Raw genomic sequence first — 19981 nt, 5'->3', positions numbered from 1 at the left:
CGACCGCCACGACCGGCAGCCGCCCCGGCTCCCCGTCCCCGCCCCCCGTCCCCGCTCAGTCCAGGAAGGTCGCGGCCAGCGCCTCGGCCAGGCCCGGGACCAGGCTCGCGCCGGTCAGCACCTCGGTGGAGGAGTCCTTCTCGCGCAGCCGCACCGCGGACTCCCGCGAGCCGTCGCGCAGCACGCCCACGGTCAGGCGCACCTCCTGCCGGTCCGGGTGCGCGGCGACCCACTTGGCCAGCTGCTTGTCGCTGAGGCCCTCCGGTACGGAGGCCTCCGCGGACGGCGGCAGCATGAGCCGCTCCACCGTCAGCGCGCAGCCCGCGATCGACTCGGGCCAGGCGATGGTTCCCAGGAACTTGTCCAGCGGCGTGCCCTTCGGCACCTCGTCCTGCTCGATCGGGGTCAGCTGGCTCTTGCCCGCGTCGTCCTGGTCCTGGCCGAGCTGGCCCGCGAGGCGCGGCTCGGACTTGCGCAGCCTGGCGGTGTCGACGAGCGCGAACAGCCGGGCGGGCTTGTCCCAGCCGAGGGAGGAGGCGTACTCGTCGATCTCTAGGACGGCACGCGTCAGGGGGGTGGCGGCCATCGGCGTGCCGCCCGGGGAAGGCGAAAGGTTGGACATGGACAACATCCTGCCTCCTTTCCGCCCGATAACGGGAACTGACTAAAGCCTCAGTAAGTTGCATGAGTGGGCCCTACCATCGGGGGCCCAGCTTTTGAAATGTCCAGCCACGACACTCAGCGACTTTCGAGGTGCGCACCTTGGCTTTCCAGATGCCGGACCGCGGCGGAGGCCCCTCCGGGCCACGGATGAGAGTCGGCCGCCCCTCCCGGCGCGCCCGGACTCTTCTGATGACCTTGGGCGTACTGGCCGTCCTGGCCATGGCGTTCATCATGTTCGCGGGCTTCTGGACGGACTGGCTCTGGTTCCGCTCCGTGAAGTACTCCACCGTCTTCACCACCACCCTGTGGACCAAGATCGGCCTCTTCGCCGTCTTCGGGCTGCTGATGGCCGGTGCCGTCGGGCTGAACATCTGGCTGGCGTACCGGCTGCGGCCGCCGCTGTCCGCGATGTCGATGGAGCAGCAGAGCCTCGACCGCTACCGGATGAGCGTCGCCCCGTACAAGCGGTGGCTGCTCTTCGGGATCGCGGCGCTCGTGGGCATGATCGCGGGCGCCTCGGCGGCGGGCCAGTGGAAGACCTGGCTGATGTACGTGAACGGGGTGCCCTTCGGGCAGAAGGACCCCCAGTTCCACCTGGACGTCTCGTTCTACACCTTCGACCTGCCCTGGTACCGCTTCCTGCTCGGCTTCGGCTTCGCCGCCGTCGTCCTCTCGGTGATCGCCGCGGTCGTCGTCCACTACCTGTACGGCGGACTGCGCGTGACGAGCCCGGGCGCCCGGGCCACCGCCGCCGCGACCGGTCACCTGTCGGTGCTGCTCGGCCTCTTCGTGACGCTGAAGGCGATCGCGTACTGGCTCGACCGGTACGGCCTCGCCGTGAAGTCCAGCGACTTCAAGGCCGCGGACAACTGGACTGGCCTGCGCTACGTCGACGCGAACGCCTACCTGCCGGCGAAGACGATCCTCGTCGCCATCGCCGCCATCTGCGCCGTGCTCTTCTTCGCGACGCTGTGGCGCCGCACCTGGCAGCTGCCGGTCATCGGCTTCGGCCTCATGGTCCTCTCGGCGATCCTGATCGGCGGGCTCTACCCGGCGATCGTGCAGAAGTTCCAGGTCCAGCCCAACGAGCAGGCCAAGGAATCGCCGTACGTCGAGAAGAACATCAAGGCGACGCGCGACGCCTACGGGATCGACCAGGCGGACGTCAAGGACTACCCGGGCGTCCCGCAGACCGAGGACAAGACCAAGCTGCGCGAGGCGGCCAACACCACCGCCAGCGTCCGCCTCCTCGACCCGAACATCGTCTCCCCGGCCTTCCAGCAGCTCCAGCAGGTCAAGGGCTACTACGCCTTCCCGTCCACGCTCGCCGTGGACCGGTACAGCGGCCAGGACACGGTCATCGGGCTGCGCGAGCTGAACATCGGCGGCATCCCGAAGAACAACTGGATCAACGACCACTTCAAGTACACGCACGGCTACGGCGTGGTCGCGGCCAAGGGGACCACCGTCAAGGACGGCGCCCCCGACTTCACCCAGTCCGACCTGCCCTCCAAGGGCATGTTCGGGACGGACTTCGAGCAGCGCATCTACTACGGCGAGCAGACGAAGCAGTACTCCATCGTCGGCGGTCCGCAGAAGGAGCTCGACTACTCGGACGACAAGGGCGAGAAGGAGACGAGCTACAAGGGCGACTCCGGCGTCAACCTCGACAACCCGGTCAACCGGGCGGCGTACGCGCTCGCGTTCAGCGAGCCGCAGATCCTTTACTCCGGAGCCATCGGCGACGGCTCCCGGATCCTCTACCACCGCACGCCCAAGGAGCGCGTCGAGGCCGTCGCCCCGTGGCTGACCATCGACGGCGCCCCGTACCCGGCGGTCGTCGACGGCCGGATCAAGTGGATCGTCGACGCGTACACGACGACCAACGGCTACCCGTACGCCTCGCGGACCACCCTGGGCCAGAGCACCGCGGACTCCCTCACCAACAGCCAGCGGGCCGTGGTGGCGCAGGAGAACCAGGTCAACTACATCCGCAACTCGGTCAAGGCCACCGTCGACGCGTACGACGGAACGGTCAACCTGTACCAGTGGGACACCGAGGACCCGGTCCTCAAGACCTGGATGAAGGCGTTCCCGGGGACGGTCAAGCCCAAGAGCGACATCTCCAAGCCGCTCATGGACCACCTGCGCTACCCGCAGGACCTCTTCAAGGTCCAGCGCGAGCTGCTCACCCGGTACCACGTGACCGACCCGCAGACCTTCCTCAGCGGCAGTGAGGCCTGGGCCGTCCCGGACGACCCGACGACCAAGGCCGGCACGGCGGTCCCGCCGTACTACCTGTCGATGAAGATGCCGGGCCAGAAGGAGAAGGACCAGGTCTTCTCGCTCACGACGACGTTCACACCGAACGAGCGGGACAACCTGAGCGCCTTCATGGCGGTCAACGCCGATCCGGGCACCCCGGACTACGGCAAGATCAGAATCCTGAAGCTGCCGACCAGCAAGCCGGTCGACGGCCCCAAGCAGGTCCAGAGCAAGTTCCAGTCGGAGCCGAAGATCGCCGAGTCGATCAGGCTGCTGCGCGGCGGTGACTCCGAGGTGGAGTACGGCAACCTGCTCGCGGTGCCGCTCGACGGCGGAATGCTGTACGTGGAGCCGGTGTACGTGCGCAGCTCGGGGCTGAAGTACCCGCTGCTGCGCAAGGTGCTGGTGACGTACGGGAACCAGACGGCGTTCGAGGACAGCCTGGACAAGGCGCTCAACGTGGTCTTCGGGGCGGAGGCGCCGACGGTGCCGACGACTCCGGTGACCCCGCCGGGCGAGGGCACCACCACGCCCCCGACCTCCGAGAACCCGACGGTCAAGTCGGCCCTCGACGATGCGAAGAAGGCGATCGAGGCGGCCGAGAAGGCCCGTCAGGCCGGCGACTGGGCGGCCTTCGGCAAGGCGCAGGACGACATCAAGGCGGCTCTGCAGCGGGCGATCGACGCGGAGGCGAAGCCGGCGGCCCCGAGTCCCGGGGGATGAGCCGGTAATGGCTCGGTCCCGCGTCGTGATACTGTGGTTTCACCGACGCGGGGTGGAGCAGCTCGGTAGCTCGCTGGGCTCATAACCCAGAGGTCGCAGGTTCAAATCCTGTCCCCGCTACTGAAGACGAAGGCCCGGATCCATGGGATCCGGGCCTTCGTCATGTCCTGGCCCATCGGGGCGTTCGTCGTGTCCAGGGGGACACGCGGGGGCCATGAGGTAGCTGAGACGGGTGAGTTGGGGTGGGGGCGTGTTTGACTTATCTCTCTGTGGGCATGTCGACAAAACGCTGTAGTGACCCTCACAGGCTGCGACATACCAGGTGTACGCGGGTAGCAGGTGATGCGACGATGGGATTTATGGGGGACAGGTCAACTCTGCTGGAGACAGGGCGGTTTGTGAGGGCGGAAGTCGAATCGGGCGCAGAGGCCAACGAGGAGGCTCCGGTCGTTAACGCGCAGACCGCACTGACCGATGCGGATTTCGCGGAGGAAATGTTCGCCGAGACGGACCCGGCGAGCGACACCGAGCTGGAAGCACGGCACCGGGTCGCGGCCGACCGGGGCGACCCGGGCGCGATGAGCGTGCTCGGTGCGCTGCTGCTGCGCCGCGGCGACCTGGCCGGCGCCGAGCCGTACCTGCGCGGCGCCACCGCGGAAGGGGACCGCGCCGCCGCGAACAACCTCGGCGTACTCCTGCTCCAGCGCGGCTACCCCGACGAGGCCGCCGGCTGGTGGCGGGTCGCCGCCGTGGCCGGATCCGCACCCGCCGCCCATGCCCTGGGCCGCCACTTCCGCGAGCGCGGGGACGAGCCCGCCGCCGAGTACTGGCTGCGCCAGGCGGCGGAATCCGGCCATGCCCTGGGCGCGTACGGGCTCGCCGACCTGCTGGAGCACCGCGGCGACAAGGGCGTCGAGCGCTGGCTGCGCCAGGCCGCCGAGCAGGGGCACCGCGAGGCCGCCTACCGGCTGGCCCGGCACCTGCGCAAGGGCGACCCCACCGAGGCCGAGCAGTGGTACCGGCAGGCCGCCGCGCGCGGGCACCGGCGCGCCGCGCTGCACCTGGGCGCCCTCCTGGAGGCGCGCGGGGAGCTCAAGGAGGCCGGGCGCTGGTACCTGACCTCCGCCAAGCAGGGCGAAGCGCGCGCCGCGTGCGCGCTCGGCTTCCTGCTGCGCGACGCGGGCGACGAGGAGAGCGCCGTCGCGTGGTGGAACCGGGCCGCGCAGGACGGCGACGGCAACGCCGCCAACGCGCTGGGCGCCCTGCACGCCGCGCGCGGCGAGACCCAGACCGCGGAGAAGTGGTACCGCACCGCCATGGACGCGGGCGACCAGAACGGGGCGTACAACCTTGCTTTGCTGTGCGCCGCACAGGAGCGGACCGCGCAGGCCGAGCAGTGGTACCGGCGGGCGGCCTACGCGGGCCACCGCGAGGCGGCCAACGCCCTCGCGATCATGCTGCTCCAGGTCGGCGACGCGGCGGGCGCCGAGCCGTGGTTCTCGAAGGCGGCCGAGGCGGGCAGCGTGGACGCCGCGTTCAACCTCGGGATCCTGTTCGCGAGCCGCGACGAGGACCGCACGGCGCTGAAGTGGTACGAGCGGGCCGCGTCGGCCGGCCACACGGACGCGGCGCTCCAGGTCGGCATCGCACTGGTGCGCGACGGCGAGGACCGGGCGGCCGAGCGGCACCTGCGCTGCGCCGCGGGCGGTGGCAGCGCGGAGGCGGCGTTCCGCCTGGCCGCGCTGCTGGAATCGCTGGCTCCGCCGCCGGAGCCGGTGGCGCTGGGCGAGCCGGTGGGCGGCGCCCCGAAGACCGAGAGCGAGGAGTGGTACGAGCGGGCCGCCGAGCTGGGGCACCGTCGCGCCCAGGTGCGGGTCGGGATGCTGGCCGCCGCGCGGGGTGATCTCGCCGTGGCGGCGCGGTGGTACCGGGAGGCGGCCGAGGCCGGTTCCCGGAACGGGGCGTTCAACCTCGGCCTGCTGCTGGCGCGCGAGGGGAACGAGCCGGAGGCCGCGCTGTGGTGGACCCGTGCCGCGGTGGCCGGCCACGGCCGGGCGGCGCTGCGCCTGGGCCTGCTCGCCGCGCGCCACGGGGACCTGGCGGAGGGGCAGAAGTGGTGCGTGCGGGCCATGGAACTGGGCCCGGCGGAGGTCTCCGAGCGTGCGGCCCGGCTCCGCGAGGCCCTGGCGGAGGAGCTCTCCGCCTGACGGCGTACGGCGTGCGGCTCCCCTGAGCCGGAACGTTAAGCGATTTGCATCCATCGGGTGGCGTCACGTAAAGTCGTGTTTACCGACGCGGGGTGGAGCAGCTCGGTAGCTCGCTGGGCTCATAACCCAGAGGTCGCAGGTTCAAATCCTGTCCCCGCTACTGAAGGCTGAAGGCCCGGATCCTCTGGATCCGGGCCTTCAGTCGTTTCGCGGCTCACCTTTCACGTTTCGCGGCTCATGGCTGACGGCAAAGGAGAAGGGCCCGGGAGCGCTGCTCCCGGGCCCTTCTCCCTCTTCGTTCGTCAAGCCCCCGCGCAGGACGGGCACAGCCCGCGGTACGTCACTTCGACCGCCGAGACCACGAAGCCGAAGCGCTCCGCGTCCGGCAGGTCGGCCATCGGATTGCCCGCCGGGTGCACGTCGCGGATCGCCCCGCACTGCGCGCACACCAGGTGCTGGTGGGGCTTGTGCGCGTTCGGGTCGTACCGCTTGGCCCGGCGGTCCGTGGCGACCTCCAGGACCTCGCCGAGGGACACCAGCTCGCCCAGGGTGTTGTAGACGGTGGCGCGCGAGATCTCGGGCAGCTTGGCCACCGCGCGCGCGTGCACCTCGTCGGCCGTCAGGTGAACGTGGTCACCGTCGAGCACCTCGGCCACGACGCGCCGCTGTGCGGTCATGCGCCATCCGCGTCCGCGAAGTCGTTCCAGCAGGTCACTCATGGACACCAGCCTAACAGCGAGGGATTCGGTGTAACTCCCGAACCAGTGCGGACTTGGAACCTTACTTGACCTAGACAAAGTCCATTGTAGGATCGAGTGCAGCAAGGGCCAAGGACAGGCACATGGCAGGAATGACGCAGGAGGCGCACGTGACGCAGGGACCGCTCACCACGGAGGCCGGGGCTCCGGTCGCCGACAACCAGAACAGCGAGACGGCCGGCGTCGGTGGTCCCGTCCTGGTCCAGGACCAGCTGCTCCTGGAGAAGCTGGCCCACTTCAACCGCGAGCGCATCCCGGAGCGCGTGGTGCACGCCCGCGGCGCCGGCGCGTACGGCACCTTCACGCTCACGCGCGACGTCTCGCAGTGGACCCGCGCGAAGTTCCTGTCCGAGGTCGGCAAGCAGACCGAAACGTTCCTGCGCTTCTCCACCGTCGCGGGCAACCTCGGCGCGGCCGACGCGGTGCGCGACCCCCGCGGCTGGGCGCTGAAGTTCTACACCGAAGAGGGCAACTACGACCTCGTCGGCAACAACACCCCGGTGTTCTTCATCAAGGACGCCATCAAGTTCCCGGACTTCATCCACACCCAGAAGCGCGACCCGTACACCGGCTCGCAGGAAGCGGACAACGTCTGGGACTTCTGGGGGCTGTCGCCCGAGTCCACCCACCAGGTGACCTGGCTGTTCGGCGACCGCGGCATCCCCGCGTCCTACCGCCACATGAACGGCTACGGCTCGCACACGTTCCAGTGGAACAACGAGGCCGGCGAGGTCTTCTGGGTCAAGTACCACTTCAAGACCGACCAGGGCATCAAGAACCTCACCCAGGCCGAGGCCAACAAGCTCGCCGGCGAGGACCCCGACTCGCACCAGCGCGACCTGCGCGAGTCCATCGAGCGCGGCGACTTCCCGACCTGGACCGTGCAGGTCCAGATCATGCCCGCGGCCGACGCGGCCCAGTACCGCTTCAACCCGTTCGACCTCACCAAGGTGTGGCCGCACGAGGACTACCCGCCGATCGAGATCGGCAAGCTGGAGCTCAACCGCAACCCGGAGAACGTCTTCGCCGAGGTCGAGCAGTCCATCTTCAGCCCGGCCCACTTCGTCCCCGGCATCGGTCCGTCCCCGGACAAGATGCTCCAGGGCCGTCTCTTCGCGTACGGCGACGCCCACCGCTACCGCGTCGGCATCAACGCCGACCACCTGCCGGTGAACCGCCCGCACGCCACCGAGGCGCGCACCAACTCCCGTGACGGCTTCCTCTACGACGGCCGCCACAAGGGCGCGAGGAACTACGAGCCGAACAGCTTCGGCGGCCCCTTCCAGACGGACCGCCCGCTGTGGCAGTCCGTCCCGGTCACCGGCGGCACGGGCAACCACGCCGCCCCGGTCCACTCCGAGGACACCGACTTCGTCCAGGCGGGCGACCTGTACCGCCTGATGTCCGAGGACGAGCGGGCCCGTCTGATCGAGAACCTGTCCGGCTTCATCGCCAAGGTCTCCCGTGACGACATAGCCGAGCGTGCGATCGACAACTTCCGCCAGGCGGACAGCGACTTCGGCAAGCGGCTCGAAGCCGCGGTCCAGGCCCTTCGCGGCTGACCCGACCCGCTCACCGAGAGTTGAAGGGCCGGACCCCCCGGGGTCCGGCCCTCCGGCTTTACGCCGGTACGGTGCTGCGCCGGGCCGGGACCCAGCAGCGGATCACGTCGCGCACGGACACGATGCCGACGGGGCCGCCGTCCTCCAGCACGATCAGATGGCGGAAGCCCCCGCGGACCATTGCCTCGGCGGCCTCCTGGACGGTGGCCTGCGGGGTGCAGAACACCACGTTGTTGGTGGTGTGCGCGCCCACGAACTCCCGGTCGGGATCGTGGCCCGCGCCGATGGAGTTGAGGATGTCGCGTTCGGTCAGGATGCCGATGCCGCTGTGGTCGGGATCGAGGACGACTGCTGCGCCGACCCGGCGGCCGGACATCAGGCAGGCCGCCTGCCGGAGGGTGTGGGCGGGTCCGAGGGTGAGGATCACGGTGCTCATGGCGTCGCGGACGAGCATGAAAGGAGCCACCTCCTGGGGAGAGTCCTCCGCGCACTTAGAGAAGGTCTTCACAAGCGCACAAGCGGAGGAGTCTCAGATTCCCACGGGTACGGAGGGTCATCAAGGGGGCGCACCCGGTCGTCCGGGTGCAGGGCCCGAACGGCTCAGGCGCGCGGGCGCAGAAGCCCCAGCATCTCCTCGTGCAACAGTCCGTTCGAGGCGGCGGCGTTCCCGCCGTGCACGCCCTCCACGCCGTCCAGGCTCGTGAACCGGCCACCCGCCTCCTGGACCACGACCGCGATGGCCGCCATGTCCCACAGGTTCAGCTCCGGCTCGGCGCACAGGTCCAGCGAGCCCTCCGCGACCATCATGTACGGCCAGAAGTCGCCGTAGCCGCGGGTGCGCCAGCACTGCCGGGTCAGGTCCAGGAACCCGGCGAGCCGGCCCTGCTCCTCCCAGCCGCTCAGCGAGGAGTACGCGAACGACGCGTCACCGAGGGCGGCCACCTTCGAGACGCCGAGCGGTACGGGCGCACCGCCCAGCGCACCGCCGGCGTACGCGCCCCCGCCCTGCGCCGCCCACCAGCGGCGGCCCAGCGCCGGCGCCGAAACCACGCCGACCACGGGCCGGAAGACCCCGTCGGAGCCCTCCTCCATCAGCGAGATCAGCGTCGCCCACACGGGGACGCCACGCACGTAGTTCTTCGTGCCGTCGATCGGGTCCACCACCCAGCGGCGCGGGCCGCTGCCCTGGAGCCCGTACTCCTCGCCCAGGATGGCGTCGGCGGGCCGCGCGGCCTCGATCCCGGCCCGGACGATCTCCTCGGCGGCCTTGTCCGCCTCGCTCACCGGGGTCATGTCCGGCTTCGTCTCGACCAACAGGTCGAGGGCGCGGAACCGCTGCATCGTGGCGGCGTCCGCCGCGTCGGCGAGTTCGAGGGCGAGGCGGAGGTCATCGTCATACTCGGGCATGCCCGAACAGTATCGGGACCGCCCGGAGGCGGCGAACGGCGTCCACGGTGCGACCCGCGGGCGCCCTTGACAGGATCTGTCGGTCCGTCAACTCTGGCGGGGGAGCCGAGCGGGGAATCGGAGCGGGGGAAGTCGAGCGGGGAGGCGCGCATGCCGGCAGCCCGGGAGTCCTTGCTGGAGGCGGCGGGAGCGGCGCTCTTGGCGCGCCCCTGGCCATCGGTGCGGATGGTCGACGTGGCCGCCACCGCCGGGGTCTCCCGGCAGACCCTCTACAACGAGTTCGGCGGCAAGGCGGGCCTGGGCCGTGCCCTGGTGCGCCGCGAGGCCGACTGGTACCTCGAAGGGGTGGACCGGGTGCTGCGCTCCCCGGCCGCGAGCGCCGAGCGCCTCGCCTCGGTCGCGGAGTGGACCGTACGGGCCGCCCGCGCGCGGCCCCTCGTACGGGCCCTGCTGACGGGGTGCTGGGACGGGAACTTACCGGTGCCGCCCGGGCAGGGAGTGCGCCCCGGAGTGCCGGCCCCCGGGCCCGGGGAGCTGGCCCGGGCCGTCCGCGACCGGGCCTCGGCCACGCTCAGCCCGGGGGAGGGGGCGCAGCACTGCGAGCTCGCCGTACGCCTGGCCCTCTCGTACGTGATAGCGCCGGGCGAGGAGGCGGGACTCGGGGAGCTGATGCGGCTGCTGCGCCTGCTCGCCGCGCCCGCTCAGTGAGCCGAACCGGAGAGCTGGAGGCCGATGACGCCCAGGATGACCAGCGAGATCGAGACGAGTTTGAGCGTCGAGACGAGGTCGCCGAGGAAGACCATGCCGTAGATGGCCGTTCCGGCGGCCCCGATGCCCGTCCACACCGCGTAGGCCGGGCCCACGTCGAGCTTCTTCAGCGCCAGGGTCAGCAGGCCGAAGCTGCCGAGGGCGAAGCAGGCGAAGGCGACCGTCGGCCACAGGCGGGTGAACCCGTGCGAGAGCTTGAGGCAGACCGCGAAGCCGGTCTCCAGGATTCCGGCGACGACCACCAGCAGCCAGGCCATGGCGAATGCCTCCCGCGTCAGGTGACGTCGTGTCACGTGGTGCGATTATGCATTTACCAGACCTGGTGCACGGCAAACCCCGCCGGACGATCAGTCTCCTTCGCGGCGTTCGCGGGTCTGCAGGAGCCGCCGCAGCGAGTACAGGCGCGCCGGATCCGCGTGGCCGTCCTCCACCCACTTGTCGAGCGCGCAGTCCTGCTCGTCGTGGCTGCAGGCCCGCGGGCAGTCCTCCGTACCGGGGACGAGGTCCGGGAAGGCCAGGATCACCCGGGACGGGTCCACGTGGTGCAGGCCGAAGGAGCGCACGCCCGGGGTGTCGATGACCCAGCCGTCACCGTCCGGCAGCGGCAGCGCGAGCGCCGAGGTGGTGGTGTGCCGGCCGCGGCCGGTCACGGCGTTGACGTGCCCGGTGGCGCGCTGGCGGCCCTCGGCGACCAGCGAGTTCACCAAGGTGGTCTTGCCGACGCCGGAGTGGCCGACGAAGGCGGTGATCCGGCCGTTCAGGCGCTCGCGGACCCGGTCGGCGGCGTCGCCCGTCGCCAGCTCCTCGCGGTTGGTCACCACGTAGTTCAGGCCGAAGGTGGAGTAGATCTCCAGGATCTTGTCCGCGGAGGTCAGGTCCGACTTCGTGAGCACCAGCAGGGGCTCCAGCCCGGCGTCGTACGCGGCCACCAGACAGCGGTCGATCATCCGGGGCCGCGGCTCCGGGTCGGCCAGCGCCGTGACGATCGCCAGCTGGTCCGCGTTGGCGACGACCACCCGCTCGTACGGATCGTCGTCGTCCGCGGTGCGCCGCAGGACGGACTTGCGCTCCTCGATCCGCACGATCCGCGCGAGGGTGTCCTTCTTGCCGGTCAGATCCCCGACGATCCAGACGCGGTCACCGACCACCGCCGCCTTGCGGCCCAGCTCGCGGGCCTTCATCGCGTGGATGGTGCGGCCGTCGACCAGGCAGGTCAGCCGGCCGCGGTCGACCGTCAGGACGAAGCCCTCGGCCGCGTCCTCGTGCTTGGGCCGGATGGTGGTCCGGGGCCGGTTGCCCTTGGGGTTGGGCCGCTGGCGGATGTCGTCTTCGTCGGTGTGCTTGCCGTACCTGCGCATGACGGGGGCCCTACGCTCCCGCTACTCGCGTCGTCCGGCCGAGCATGTCGGCCCACATCTTCGGGAAGTCCGGCAGGGTCTTCGCGGTCGTCGCCACGTTCTCGATCCGCACGCCCTCCACCGCCAGGCCGATCACCGCGCCGGCGGTGGCCATCCGGTGGTCGTCGTAGGTGTGGAACACCCCGCCGTGCAGCGGACGCGGGCGGATGTGCAGGCCGTCGGCGGTCTCGGTGACGTCGCCGCCCAGCTCGTTGATCTCCTTGGTGAGCGCCGCCAGCCGGTCCGTCTCGTGCAGCCGCAGGTGCGCCACCCCGCGCAGGGTGGACGGGGAGTCGGCCAGCGCCGCGACGGCCGCGATGCCGGGGGTGAGCTCGCCGACCTCGCCCAGGTCCACGTCGATGCCGTGGATCTTGCCGCTTCCGGTGAAGACCAGGCCCGCGTCGGTCAGCTCGCAGGAGCCGCCCATCTCCGTGAAGATCCGGCGCAGTTCGTCGCCGGGCTGCGTGGTGCGGCGCGGCCAGTCGGGGATGGTGACCGTACCGCCCGTGATCAGCGCGGCGGCCAGGAACGGCTGCGCGTTCGACAGGTCCGGCTCCACGATCACGTCACGGCCCAGCAGCGCGCTCGGCGCCACCCGCCACACGTTCGGCTCGCCGCCGGCCTCGGGGGTGTCGACCTGGGCGCCCGCCGCGCGCAGCATCTCCACCGTCATCCGGATGTGCGGCATCGACGGCAGCGTGGTGCCGGTGTGCCGGACCTCGACGCCCTGGTTGAAGCGCGGGCCCGACAGCAGCAGGGCCGAGACGAACTGCGAGGAGTTGGACGCGTCGATCTCGACGACACCGCCCTCCAGCGCCCCGCCGCCCTGGACGGTCAGCGGCAGCGCGCCCCGGCCGTCGTCGTCGATCCGGGCGCCGAGGGTGCGCAGGGCGCTGATGACCTGGCCGAGCGGGCGCTCGTAGGAGCGCGGGTCGCCGTCGAAGCGGATGTCGCCGGAGGCCAGGGTGGCGACGGGCGGCAGGAAGCGCATGACCGTGCCCGCGTTGCCGACGTCGACGGTGGCCGGGCCGTGCAGGGCGGCCGGGATGACGCGCCAGGCCTCGCCGCCGGCACCGTCGCCGGAGCTGGAGGAGGCGGTCTCCTCGATGCCGACGCCGAGCGCGCGCAGGGCGTCCGACATCAGCTGGGAGTCGCGCGAGCGCAGCGGGCGGCGCACCCAGCCCGGCTCGGCGGCGAGCGCCGCGAGGACGAGGGCGCGGTTGGTGACCGACTTCGACCCGGGCACGGTGACGGTGGCGTGGACGGTGCCGTCGGCGAGCGGAGCGGGCCAGAGGGCGGGGAGCGCGGGGGTCTCGGTCATGGCCACCACTTTAGTGGCTCGCCCCGGCCCCGGATCTTGATCGCTCGCTGGTCTCGGAGGTTGGACGCGACGGTCGGCCGCGGGGCGTGCCTCAGAGGTCGAGGAGCCAGCGTCCGCCGCCGATGAGCGAGCACAGCGCGACGGCGTGGAAGAGGAGCAGCCAGGCCACCGGGTGGACGTGGGTGAGGCGCCCCAGCTGGTCCGCGTCGGAATCCGGCGCCCCGCCGCCCCGTCGCTTGGCACCCAGCTCGAAGACCGGCCGCACCCCGCCCAGCAGCAGGAACCACACCACCAGGTACGCGAAGACCGCCTGGACCTCGGCCGGGGCCAGCCAGGAGACCAGTACGAACGCGGCGCCCGACAGCACCACCGTCAGGGCGCCGTACGCGTTGCGGATCATCACCAGCATCGCCAGCAGCAGGGCGGTCGCCGCCCACAGCAGCAGCGTGATCCGGTGGGCCGACAGCAGCGCGGCCCCGCCGAGCCCGAGCAGTGAGGGAGCCGTGTACCCGGCCGCCGCGGTCAGGATCATCCCGAGCCCGGTCGGCTTGCCGCGGCTGACGGTGACCCCGCTGGTGTCGGAGTGCAGCCGGATCCCGTCGAGGCGCCGCCCGGTCAGCAGCGCCAGCAGCCCGTGGCCGCCCTCGTGGGCGATGGTCACGGCGTTGCGCGACAGCCGCCACAGCGGGCGCGGGCCCACGGCGGCCAGGGCGACCACGCCCGTCACGATCACCAGCCACAGGGCCGGCGGGGTCTGTATGCCCGTGAGCCGGTCCCACAGGCCGGCGGTCGCGGTGCTGTCCGGGGAGCTGTTCATGGAGTGGCGGACTCCTTGCGGTGGTGGGCGGGTGGGATGGCAGTCTGGCAGCCATGTGCGGACGGTATGCAGCGAGTCGTAAGCCGGAAGACCTGGTGGAGGCCTTCGGCATCGAGAAGTGGGAGCCCGAGGAGACCCTGGCCCCCGACTGGAACGTGGCTCCGACCAAGGAGGTCCACGTCGTCCTCGACCGTCCCGTGAAAGACGCTCCGGACCCGCGTCCGGTTCGTCAGCTGCGCACGGTGAAGTGGGGGCTCGTCCCCTCCTGGGCCAAGAACCCCGACGGCGCCGCCCGGATGATCAACGCTCGGTCCGAGACCGTGGCCGAGAAGCCCTCCTTCCGCCGCCCCTTCGCACAGCGCCGCTGCATCGTCCCCGCCGACGGCTACTACGAGTGGGTCACCGCCCACGACGAGCGGCAGCTGGAGGTCGAGGGCAAGAAGAAGCGGGCCCGCAAGCAGCCCTACTTCGTGCTCCCCGCCGACGGCTCCGTCTTCGCCATGGCCGGGATGTACGAGTTCTGGCGCGACCCGACGCTGCCCGCCGACCACCCGCGCGCCTGGTGGGCGACCTGCTCGGTGATCACCGCCGAGGCCGAGACCGGACCGCTGGGCGTGGCCCCCGCCGAGGGGCCGGCGTCCCTGGCCGAGATCCACCCCCGGATGCCGCTGATGCTGACCCCGGACCGCTGGGACGCCTGGCTGGACCCGGCCCGGACCGACACCGGCGAACTCCAGGCCCTGCTCGCGCCGCCGCCCGGCGGGCTGATGCGCGCGTACCCGGTGTCCACCGCCGTCAGCAACGTGCGCAACAACGGGCCGGAGCTGCTCCACGAGCTGGCCGCGCCCGAGGAGGCCACGCTCTTCTAGGCCGTGATCCGAAAGGCACGGCCCAGCCCGGGCTCGCGCCCGCCCCGCCGCGTCCCGGGCAGGATGGACGCCATGACCACGCGTACGCGCACCGAGAGCGTCGACACACCGGCGGGCGAGGCCCGCATCACCTGGCACCCCGTCCCCGCCCGTACGGCGGCCCGCCTCGTGCTGGCCGTCGGCCACGGCGCCGGCGGAGGGATCGAGGCCCGCGACCTCCGGGCGCTGGCCGCCGCCCTGCCCGGGCACGGGGTCACCGTGGCGCTGGTCGAGCAGCCGTGGCGGGTCGCGGGGAAGAAGGTGGCCGCCGCGCCCAAGGTGCTGGACGAGGGCTGGCGGGGCCTGTGGCCGGCGCTGGCGAAGCCCGGGCTGCCCGTGGTGGCGGGCGGCCGCAGCGCCGGGGCGAGGGTGGCCTGCCGGACCGCCGCCGAGCTGGGAGCCGCCGGGGTGCTGGCCCTGGCGTTCCCGCTGCACCCGCCGGGCCGCCCGGAGAAGTCCCGGGCCGAGGAGCTCACCGGGGCCGGGCGGCCCGCCCTGGTGGTCCAGGGCGGGCGGGACCCGTTCGGGCGGCCGCAGGAGTTCCCGGCGCCGGCCGCGCAGGAGCCGTACGAGCTGGTGGAGGTCCCGCACGCCGATCACGGCTTCGCCGTGCCGAAGAAGGCGGACCTGACGCAGGACGAGGCCCTCGCGGTGATCACCGGGGCCGTCACCGCCTGGCTCGCCGCGCTTCCCCTCTGACCTCGACCCTCTGACCCCTGACCCCTGACCCCTGACCCCTGACCCTCTGGTCCTCGGCCCCCGGACGCCCCGGGACCCCGGACGGACGCGTCCGGGGACTGAGACGATCCCGCGGTGATCCGTATCACATGGCGGCCGCGCACCTGACAGAGGCCGGAGCCCCGGGCCCCGCCCGGGAATGCGGGGCCCGACCCTTCTGTTGTGCGGGATGTCAGAACGCACGGGATCAGTCGGAGGAGAGGGAGCGCATGACCCAGGTCATCAGCCAGCACCGTCCGCAGGCGGAAGGCCTGGACTGGACGGTCCTGCCCGCGCCCAAGCGCCGCCCGCTTCAGGCGGCGGAGGGCCGGGATGGTCGACTATTCTCCGATTCGAGCGGATCCGCTTTCGGAGCCGTCACGCAGTCGGAGGAGGTGGGTCCTGTCGCTGGGACCGACGAAGGCCACGCGGAGGAGACGACCCCGGAGCGCAACGCGCGCTTCGAGAGGGACGCCCTCGGCTACCTCGACCAGATGTACTCGGCCGCGCTGCGCATGACGCGCAATCCGGCCGACGCCGAGGACCTGGTCCAGGAGACGTATGCGAAGGCATACGCGTCCTTCCACCAGTTCCGCGAGGGCACCAATCTCAAGGCGTGGCTCTACCGCATTCTGACCAACACGTTCATCAACTCCTACCGCAAGAAGCAGCGTGAACCGCAGCGCAGCGCGGCCGAGGAGATCGAGGACTGGCAGCTGGCGCGCGCCGAGTCGCACATGTCGACGGGCCTTCGCTCCGCCGAATCGCAGGCGCTCGACCACCTGCCCGATTCCGATGTGAAGGAAGCGCTCCAGGCCATTCCGGAGGAGTTCCGCATCGCGGTCTATCTTGCCGACGTAGAGGGCTTTGCGTACAAGGAGATCGCGGACATCATGGGTACACCCATCGGTACGGTCATGTCGCGACTGCACCGTGGCCGCCGTCAACTCCGCGGAATGCTGGAGGACTATGCCCGTGAGCGCGGGCTCGTCCCCGCGGGCGCGGGAGAGTCGAACGACCTGAAAGGCTCGGGCTCATGAGCTGCGGAGAGCCGCACGAGACGGATTGCTCTGAGGTCCTGGACCACCTGTACGAGTTCCTGGACCACGAGATGCCGGACAGCGATTGCACGAAGTTCGAGACGCACTTCGGCGAATGCAATCCCTGCCTGGAGAAGTACGGCCTGGAGCAGGCCGTCAAGAAGCTGGTGAAGCGCTGCTGCGGTTCGGACGACGTGCCGACCGACCTGCGCTCGAAGGTCATGGGACGGATCGAGCTGATCCGTTCCGGCCAGGCCGTCCCCGAGCACGACGTGACCGCGGACCCCGCCACCGGCTGATCGAACAACCGCCCCTGGAAGCCGAATCGTTCACTCGAAGGTGCTAATCCGGGGGCGCTCGTACGGCGCAATAGGAAAATGTGGCCCCCTGTGGAAGGGGGCCCCACTTATTCTCCCCAAACGGTGTGCACGGCACAGGGGAGGAGAGCGCCATGCGGGTACGTCCGCCGCCGGCCCGGCCCTTCCTGCTGTGGGCCGTCGTCCTGTGCGCCGCCCTCGCGGCATGCGCCGCGTCCGCCCCGGCCTTCGCCGCGGCATCCGGTACGCCCTGGCCCGCCGTCGGGGTGCTCGCCTTCCTCTACCTCGGCTGCGAACTGGTCCGGATCTGCCCGCTGCCGGGCATCCGCGTCCCCGAGGGCATCGGCTCCTTCTTCCCCGTGCTCCTCGCCGCCGTCTTCCTGCTGCCCCCGGCCGCCGCCGCGCTCGTCGCGCTGCCCGGCGGGTTCGCCCAGGCGGTGGCCGGGCGGCCCGTCCGGATCCGCCGCGTGTGGCACGCGGCGCAGCAGGCCGTCGCCGCCTGGGCCGCCGCGCGGACGTTCGGGCTGCTGGGCGGACCGGGCGCGCTGGGCGGAAGCCCCTCCGGCGGGACCGGGGTGCCGGTGCCCGGCCCGCTCGCGGACTTCCCCTACGCGCTGCTGCCCGCGGCGGCCGCGGCCTGCGCCTTCTGCCTCGTACTGGCCGCCCTCGACGGAGCCGTCCTGGCCGCCGCCGAACGCCGGCCCCTGCGCACGGCATGGCGCGGGCCGCTCACCCGGTCCCTGGTCCCGCACTGCGTACACGGCCTCGCGGGGCTGATGATGGCCGTCCTGTGGCGCAGCCCGTACGGTCTCCCGGCCGCGCTGCTCGTCCTGCTGCCGATGTACATCTCCTGCCGGGTGTTCGCCCAGTACCAGCGTGAACGGGCCGCCCACCAGGCCACGATCCGGGCGCTCGTCCAGGCCGTCGAGCTCAAGGACCGCTACACGCGCGGCCACGGCGAGCGCGTCGGCCAGGCCTCCGCGATGATCGCCCGCGAGCTGGGCATGGACGCGGACCGGCTCGAAGTCGTGCGCATCGCCGGGATCCTGCACGACATCGGCAAGATCGGCGTCCCGACCCGGCTGCTGCGCAAGGACGGCCCGCTGACCCCGGAGGAGCGCCGGGTCATCGAGCTGCATCCCGAGTACGGGCACGAGATGGTGCGCGGCATCGGCTTCCTGGGCGAGGCGCGGTCCGCGATCCTGCACCACCACGAGCGGGTCGACGGCTCCGGGTACCCGTACGGGCTGACCGGCGAGCAGATCCCGGTGCCGGCCCGGGTGGTGGCGGTGGCCGACGCCTTCGACGCGATGACCTCGACCCGCTCCTACAGCCGGGCCCGGCCGGTGCCGGTGGCCCTCGCCGAGCTGGAGCGGTGCGCCGGGGCCCACTTCGACCCGGTGATGGTGCGCGCGCTGGTCGAGGCGATCGGCCGGGACGGCTGGCACCCGGTGGTCACCGCGGACGAGGACGACCTCCAGGTGATCCCGGCCGGATCCGCCCCCGGCCGGGCGGCGGCGGCGCCCGCCGCGGCGGCCCCGGAGCACGGCGGCCCCGCCCTGTCCGGGCTGCCGGTGCAGGGCGCCCGGGCCCGCGTACGGACCGTGGACCCGCCCGGCGGCCGGGACCCGGACGGCGGGGCCGGGGCGTGAGGGGCGCGGCATTGCGGGGCGTGGTGGTCGGGGGGGTGCGCGGTGCGGCCGTGGCCCTCGCGCTGGCCGGGCTCGGGCACACCCTGTGGAACGGCCTCGTCGAGCCCGGCACCGCCCTGGCCTTCGGCGCCCTGATCGCCTGCGGGGAGCTCGCCCGCCGCGACACCCGGGGCGCGCGTGACATCAGGGGTGCGCATGACACCAGGGGCGCGCGTGACACCAGGGCCGCGCAGGACGCCGGCGAGGCGCGGGAGGCCGGGGACGCGCAAGGAGGTCGCGACACCCGGGCCGCCGCGCCCGACGACCGCCAGCCCGCCCCGCTCGCCTCCGCCGGCGCCCTCGCGTACGCGCTGCTCGGCCCGGACGCCGCCGCGCCCACCCACCACGGGGTGCTCCAGATCGTCACGGTCGTCGTGGCCGCCGCCCTCGCCGGGATCGTCCCGCACATCGCCCGCGGCCGCGCCCCCACCGCCGACCACCTGGCCCGCCGGGTCCTCACCGTCGCCTTCGCCGCCGCCTGCTTCCAGCCCCTCTACAACTCCGGCCGGCTGGAGCAGGGGATCGGGCAGGGCCCGTACCTCGTCCTCTACCTGCTCCTCCTGCTCGGGCTCACCGCCCTGTGCGACGCCGTGCTCGCCGCCGCCCTGGCCGCCGCGCGCACGGGCTGGCCGTACGGGCCCCTGCTCCGCGACGAGCTGCGCGCCCAGCTCGGCATCGGCTCGGCGATCTGCGCCACCGGGGTCGCCATGGCCCTCGGCGTGGCCGTCGCCGGCCTGTGGGCGCTGCCCGTCTTCTGCGTGCCGCTGCTGCTCACCCAGCTGTCCTTCCACCGGATCGCCGCCATCCGCACCACCTACCGCCAGACGATCACCTCCCTGGCCCGGGCCACCGAGATCGCCGGGTACACGCGCCCGGGGCACTCCCGCCGGGTCGCCGTGCTGAGCTGCGCCGTGGGCCGGGAGCTGGGCCTGTCGGAGCGGGAGCTCACGGTGCTGGAGTACGCGGCCCTCATGCACGACATCGGCCAGCTCTCCCTGGTCGACCCGGTCCGGGCCGGGGCCACCGCCGGGCTGCCGCCCGCCGAGGCCCGCCGGATCGCCGCGCTCGGCGGGGAGGTGGCCCGCCAGAGCGGGGTGCCCGCCGAGGTGGCCGTCATCGTGGAGCGGCAGGCCGACCCGTACCGGGAGCAGCCGGCCCTGGCGCGCATCGTCAGGGCGGTCAACGCCTACGAGGACCTGCTGGGCGGGACCCGTCACCCGGGCGGCCCCCTCGCGGCCCTGGAGCAGCTGCGGCTGGGTACCGGACGCGATTACCAGCCAGAGGTGGTGGAGTGTCTCGCGAGGGTTCTGGCCAGGGGCGGACGTGACAGAGTTGTTCCCGTCCCACCTGGGTAACCCATGGGTAATGAGCGGCCGTCCGAGTGGGCATGGTTGGATGCCAGTAGGAGTGTCCGTGAGGG

The 19981-nt window shown here is 72.1% G+C and carries 18 protein-coding genes and 2 tRNA genes; 12 read left to right on the top strand and 8 right to left on the bottom strand.

What is annotated here, in order from left to right; translation table 11 throughout:
* Positions 1–55: 55 nt before the first annotated feature.
* Complete coding sequence (locus ACFYXV_RS02680; RefSeq protein ID WP_383339890.1) at positions 56–631, bottom strand: PPA1309 family protein; 576 nt, start codon at positions 629–631, stop codon at positions 56–58.
* 143 nt (positions 632–774) lie between these two features.
* Between ACFYXV_RS02680 and ACFYXV_RS02675 the strand changes: the two genes are divergently transcribed.
* From ACFYXV_RS02675 to ACFYXV_RS02660, 4 genes are all read left to right on the top strand, one after another.
* Positions 775–3651 (top strand): UPF0182 family protein, encoded by a 2877-nt coding sequence (locus ACFYXV_RS02675; protein WP_389382108.1) that lies wholly within the window; start codon positions 775–777, stop codon positions 3649–3651.
* A gap of 46 nt (positions 3652–3697) precedes the next feature.
* Positions 3698–3771 (top strand) — tRNA-Met (locus ACFYXV_RS02670).
* A gap of 239 nt (positions 3772–4010) precedes the next feature.
* The gene (locus ACFYXV_RS02665; RefSeq protein ID WP_383339887.1) at positions 4011–5858 is read left to right on the top strand and encodes a tetratricopeptide repeat protein; all 1848 of its coding nucleotides are present in this window, start codon (positions 4011–4013) and stop codon (positions 5856–5858) included.
* Positions 5859–5944: 86 nt separating this feature from the next.
* Positions 5945–6018: transfer RNA gene (locus ACFYXV_RS02660), tRNA-Met, on the top strand.
* 142 nt (positions 6019–6160) lie between these two features.
* Here ACFYXV_RS02660 and ACFYXV_RS02655 read toward each other — a convergent pair.
* Entirely contained in the window at positions 6161–6577 is a 417-nt protein-coding gene (locus ACFYXV_RS02655) for a Fur family transcriptional regulator (RefSeq protein ID WP_383339884.1), read from the bottom strand.
* Between the two features lie 131 nt (positions 6578–6708).
* On the opposite strand from ACFYXV_RS02655, the gene ACFYXV_RS02650 reads away from it, so the two are divergent.
* Positions 6709–8178, top strand: a complete 1470-nt coding sequence (locus tag ACFYXV_RS02650; protein WP_385465243.1) for a catalase — start codon at positions 6709–6711, stop codon at positions 8176–8178.
* 58 nt (positions 8179–8236) lie between these two features.
* Here the strand turns inward: ACFYXV_RS02650 and ACFYXV_RS02645 are convergent, their stop codons facing one another.
* Together ACFYXV_RS02645 and hisN are read right to left on the bottom strand one after the other, a co-directional pair.
* Positions 8237–8632 (bottom strand): cyclic nucleotide-binding/CBS domain-containing protein, encoded by a 396-nt coding sequence (locus ACFYXV_RS02645; RefSeq protein WP_383339881.1) that lies wholly within the window; start codon positions 8630–8632, stop codon positions 8237–8239.
* Between the two features lie 146 nt (positions 8633–8778).
* Positions 8779–9585 (bottom strand): histidinol-phosphatase, encoded by an 807-nt coding sequence (hisN, locus tag ACFYXV_RS02640; protein WP_385465103.1) that lies wholly within the window; start codon positions 9583–9585, stop codon positions 8779–8781.
* 150 nt (positions 9586–9735) lie between these two features.
* Between hisN and ACFYXV_RS02635 the strand changes: the two genes are divergently transcribed.
* Complete coding sequence (locus ACFYXV_RS02635; RefSeq protein WP_385465106.1) at positions 9736–10293, top strand: TetR/AcrR family transcriptional regulator; 558 nt, start codon at positions 9736–9738, stop codon at positions 10291–10293.
* Here ACFYXV_RS02635 and ACFYXV_RS02630 read toward each other — a convergent pair.
* From ACFYXV_RS02630 to ACFYXV_RS02615, 4 genes are all read right to left on the bottom strand, one after another.
* A complete protein-coding gene (locus ACFYXV_RS02630) occupies positions 10287–10610 on the bottom strand; it encodes a multidrug efflux SMR transporter (protein ID WP_069921864.1) in 324 nt (107 codons plus the stop codon). The two genes, ACFYXV_RS02635 and ACFYXV_RS02630, sit on opposite strands and share 7 nt — an antisense overlap.
* Before the next feature lie 90 nt (positions 10611–10700).
* A complete protein-coding gene (gene rsgA / locus ACFYXV_RS02625) occupies positions 10701–11711 on the bottom strand; it encodes a ribosome small subunit-dependent GTPase A (RefSeq protein WP_383339872.1) in 1011 nt (336 codons plus the stop codon).
* A 10-nt stretch (positions 11712–11721) separates the two neighbouring features.
* Positions 11722–13071, bottom strand: coding sequence for a 3-phosphoshikimate 1-carboxyvinyltransferase (aroA, locus tag ACFYXV_RS02620; RefSeq protein ID WP_385465109.1), 1350 nt, complete (start codon positions 13069–13071; stop codon positions 11722–11724).
* 91 nt (positions 13072–13162) lie between these two features.
* Entirely contained in the window at positions 13163–13888 is a 726-nt protein-coding gene (locus tag ACFYXV_RS02615) for a M50 family metallopeptidase (RefSeq protein ID WP_383339866.1), read from the bottom strand.
* A gap of 53 nt (positions 13889–13941) precedes the next feature.
* On the opposite strand from ACFYXV_RS02615, the gene ACFYXV_RS02610 reads away from it, so the two are divergent.
* The 6 genes from ACFYXV_RS02610 (at position 13942) to ACFYXV_RS02585 (ending at position 19916) form a co-directional block, all read left to right on the top strand.
* The gene (locus tag ACFYXV_RS02610; RefSeq protein WP_389381862.1) at positions 13942–14757 is read left to right on the top strand and encodes an SOS response-associated peptidase; all 816 of its coding nucleotides are present in this window, start codon (positions 13942–13944) and stop codon (positions 14755–14757) included.
* A gap of 72 nt (positions 14758–14829) precedes the next feature.
* The gene (locus ACFYXV_RS02605; RefSeq protein ID WP_385465119.1) at positions 14830–15495 is read left to right on the top strand and encodes an alpha/beta family hydrolase; all 666 of its coding nucleotides are present in this window, start codon (positions 14830–14832) and stop codon (positions 15493–15495) included.
* Between the two features lie 413 nt (positions 15496–15908).
* Entirely contained in the window at positions 15909–16553 is a 645-nt protein-coding gene (locus ACFYXV_RS02600) for a sigma-70 family RNA polymerase sigma factor (protein WP_008741505.1), read from the top strand.
* Complete coding sequence (gene rsrA, locus ACFYXV_RS02595; protein ID WP_048477498.1) at positions 16550–16852, top strand: mycothiol system anti-sigma-R factor; 303 nt, start codon at positions 16550–16552, stop codon at positions 16850–16852. The genes ACFYXV_RS02600 and rsrA overlap by 4 nt, the downstream gene beginning before the upstream one ends.
* Before the next feature lie 152 nt (positions 16853–17004).
* Positions 17005–18522, top strand: coding sequence for an HD-GYP domain-containing protein (locus ACFYXV_RS02590; protein WP_389381861.1), 1518 nt, complete (start codon positions 17005–17007; stop codon positions 18520–18522).
* Positions 18523–18542: 20 nt separating this feature from the next.
* Complete coding sequence (locus ACFYXV_RS02585; protein ID WP_389381860.1) at positions 18543–19916, top strand: HD-GYP domain-containing protein; 1374 nt, start codon at positions 18543–18545, stop codon at positions 19914–19916.
* Positions 19917–19981: the final 65 nt, after the last annotated feature.

This window comes from Streptomyces sp. NPDC002181, assembly GCF_042890485.1.
In the GTDB taxonomy this organism is placed as follows: Bacteria; Actinomycetota; Actinomycetes; order Streptomycetales; family Streptomycetaceae; genus Streptomyces.
Note: the sequence above shows the minus strand (reverse complement) of the source record. Positions and strands in the feature narration are given on the sequence as shown.